The following is a 3,231-nucleotide window of genomic DNA, read 5'->3' as shown; positions in this document are numbered from 1 at the left end:
GGCGTCGAGATGACCATAGATCTCGCCGCCCGGAGGAGGTGCGATCTTGAAATCGGCGCCGATATTGAGTTGCGCCTGTGGGGCGGTCACCGGCGTCGTCTTGACGATATCAAGCGTCATGCACCATTCCTGGCCGATCTTGTAGTAAAGGCCCGTCTTCGGGTTGTATGAACCGCCGTTCCAGCTGATGCCGCCGCCAATGTATGGGCACAGCGGCGGACTGGTGACCTTCCCTGCCGGGAAATCGCGGCGACCGATCAGCGCGCCGGTCTTGGGGTCGATATCCTTGACGAAGTTGATGTTCTCAACGAGCCGCCAGACGTTCTTCACCGCGAGATTGCGGTCGTAGACGAAGACGAAGCCGCCCTTGTTGGGATGCACCACGAGCTTCTGGCCGTCGCGCTCGAGCATCACGAACTCGCCGACCGAGCTGTCGAAGTCCCAGGCGTCGTGCGGCAGTTCCTGATGATAGAACTTCAGCTTGCCGGTATCGACATCAAGGCCGATGACCGAGGTGGTATAGAGATTGTCTCCGGGGCGGGCGCCCTGTGTCTTGTAATCGGGGCCCGACCAATCGTAGAGCGGCGCCGGGTTGGCGGTGCCCCATAAAATGGTGTTGGTCTCGGAGTCGTAAGTGCCCGGCATCCAGCCGCCACCGCCGCCGGTGCGCCAGGAATCATTGCCCCAGGTCTTCATGGCCTCGTCGGTGCCGGCCACCGTCAGGAATTCCCATTTCTTCTTGCCCGTTGCGGCATCAACGCCGAAGATCGGGCCGCGGCCCGGCCATTCGCCGCCCTGCGAGCCGATCACGATCGTGCCCTTGGCGTAAAGCGGCGCGCCGGTGAAGCCGACCGTCAGTTTTTGGGAATCGATCAGCTTGGTATCCCAGGCCACCTTCCCGGTCTTCATGTCCAGCGCAATGAGCCTGCCGTCCATGGTGCCGACATAGACCTTGCCCTCGCCGAGCGCGACGCCGCGGTTGTAGGGCGAGTGGGTCTGCCGGGCGATCAAGGCCTCGTCCAGTTCCGGGAAATAGGACCAGATCACCTCGCCGGTGGCGCCGTTCAGCGCAAAGGTCCGGCTGTAGGAGCCCGTGTAGTAGAGCACGCCGTCGGCGACCAGCGGCATGGATTGCAGGCCGCGGGTGGAGCGCCCTGGAATATGGATCCAGGCAACGTTCAGATTGGCGACGTTGCTCGCGTTGATCTGGGCGAGCGGGCTGTAGTGATAGGACTTGTAGGAGCCGTGGTAGGTCAGCCAGTCATTCTGGCCGCCGGCCTCGATACGCGCGGTATCGACGGTTTGCGCGAAAGTTGGCGATGCAGCAAACGTCGCCGCAATGACAACAGCAACAGGCAAAGTAAGATAATTTGGTTGCTTCTTCATGGGCACTTCCTCCAGTACGCTTTTTTGCTCGTGATCCCTGCATTGCCGCGGTCGCGTCACCTGAACTCTTGTCGATGCGATTTTTCGTGGTGCCGCTTGCGGGACAATTTCGACAGGCCGAACGGCTACAGTCTAGTCTGATTTTGTCCGCACTGTGAATGCATAGAAAGGACTTCGTCCCATGCGTGTCCCCATGGCAACACCCTGCGCCAGCCGTGTTGATGGACAGAGCATGGTGCCGAGACGTGAGAAAACCGACACCAACCCGTTGCGGGGCATTGGCGAGGATAAAATTGCCGTTTTTGGCGGTTTTTTAGCATGCCAACTGTTCAATACCGGAACAGTCCTGCGCCACAGCCGGCAAGATTGACGCGCAAGCGCCAAATACGCCGATTTTGTTTACATCAAGGCGCGCGGCTGCCTTCGCGCTGGCATAGCGCGCATCGTCGGGTTTTTTTCTCGAACACTGGCCGGTTGCTTCCCGGGTCGGGGCCGGCGGGAAGAGGCAAGGCGAACATTGGGGGACGCGAGCGGGCCGGCATGAGTTCGCGCCATTTTGACCTGCGCCTTCGGCCAGTCGGTGCGGCGCGTGGCGAGGGCGAGCCCAGGCGCGAAAGGATCGGCGAGCCTTGACGCCAATCAGAGCGGGGCGTCGGGACGCCAGCCGATCACTGCAAGCATGACAAAGAACCCCACGACATAGGCGATGGCGACAGGCCAGCCCTGGCTGATCCAGCGTCCGACAGACTTGGCCTCGGGATACATGTTGGACAGCGCGACGCCGGCGGACGACCCGAACCAGATCATGGATCCGCCGAAACCGACGGCGTAGGCCAGATAGCCCCAGTCATAGCCGCCCTGCTTCAGGGCGAGAGCCGTCAGTGGAATATTGTCGAACACCGCGGAGACAAAGCCGAGGCCGAGGGCTGTCGGCCAGCTGGCGGCAGGCAGTTTCTCGACCGGCATCATTGAGGCGGCGGTCACGAGCGAAAGGAGGAAGATGGTGCCTTTGAATGTCTCCGGCATCACCGACCAGTCGGGCGATCGCAGCCCGGCGGTCAGAAGAATGACCGCCCAGACCGCAAGCCCCAGCACCGGGAGCGTATCGAGTAGCGCGGGAAATTTCAGGTTCGCGGTCAGGTTGGCGGCCAGCGCGGCAATGAGGATGGCCGCTACGATGAAGACACGCATCGGATCGACCTTCAATCCGCGCGGGGGATTTTTCTGGATCGGCGAAAAACGCTGCTGCTGGATCGACGCCGGCACGGCGAAGACGAGCATCGCGACGACCGCAGCGACATAGGCTTCCACGACGCTGAGCGGACTGACCCCGGCGATCCACATCATCGTGGTGGTGGTGTCGCCGACGACGCTTCCAGAGCCCCCGGCGTTGGAGGCGGCGACGATGGCGGCGAGATAGCCGATATGGACCTTGCCCTGGAACACATGCCGCGCCACCGTTCCGCCAATCAGCGCCGCGGCGATATTGTCGAGAAAGCTCGACAGCACGAACACCAGTACCAGCAGGGTCACGCCACCCTTCCAGTCGTCTGGAAGCCACGCCGGCATCTCATCCGGAATTCTGCTCTCCTCGAAATGCCGGGAAAGCAGTGCAAATCCCATCAGCAGCAGGAACAGATTAGCCAGCGTGACCCATTCATGGACCATGTGCTGGCCGAGACCGCCAATGCCGGCGCCGTACTTGAAGCCAGTGAAGGCCACCTTGTAGATGATGATCGCGCCAAGCCCGGTCAACGCGACAGGCAGCGTGTGATGATGCCACAGCGCGACGCCGAACAGCGTCAGCGCGAACAGGATGAAGTCGACGGGAATTCCGAACACGAG

At 61.7% G+C, this 3,231-nt stretch carries 3 protein-coding genes; 1 reads left to right on the top strand and 2 read right to left on the bottom strand.

Annotated elements, in window-relative coordinates:
- A partial coding sequence (locus tag WCE35_RS23895) for a pyrroloquinoline quinone-dependent dehydrogenase (RefSeq protein ID WP_424595778.1) occupies nucleotides 1–1,386 on the bottom strand: 1,386 nt, incomplete at its 3' end.
- A 181-nt stretch (nucleotides 1,387–1,567) separates the two neighbouring features.
- Between WCE35_RS23895 and WCE35_RS23890 the strand changes: the two genes are divergently transcribed.
- Entirely contained in the window at nucleotides 1,568–1,756 is a 189-nt protein-coding gene (locus WCE35_RS23890; protein WP_424595777.1) for a hypothetical protein, read from the top strand.
- A 269-nt stretch (nucleotides 1,757–2,025) separates the two neighbouring features.
- On the opposite strand, the gene WCE35_RS23885 is transcribed toward WCE35_RS23890, so the two are convergent.
- On the bottom strand, nucleotides 2,026–3,231 hold a 1,206-nt coding region (locus tag WCE35_RS23885), incomplete at its 5' end, for a citrate transporter (RefSeq protein ID WP_424595776.1).

The organism is Bradyrhizobium sp., from assembly GCF_049691595.1.
Lineage (GTDB): Bacteria > Pseudomonadota > Alphaproteobacteria > Rhizobiales > Xanthobacteraceae > Bradyrhizobium.
The sequence above is the reverse complement of the archived record's forward strand: the minus strand, read 5'-3'. Positions and strand labels throughout refer to the sequence as shown.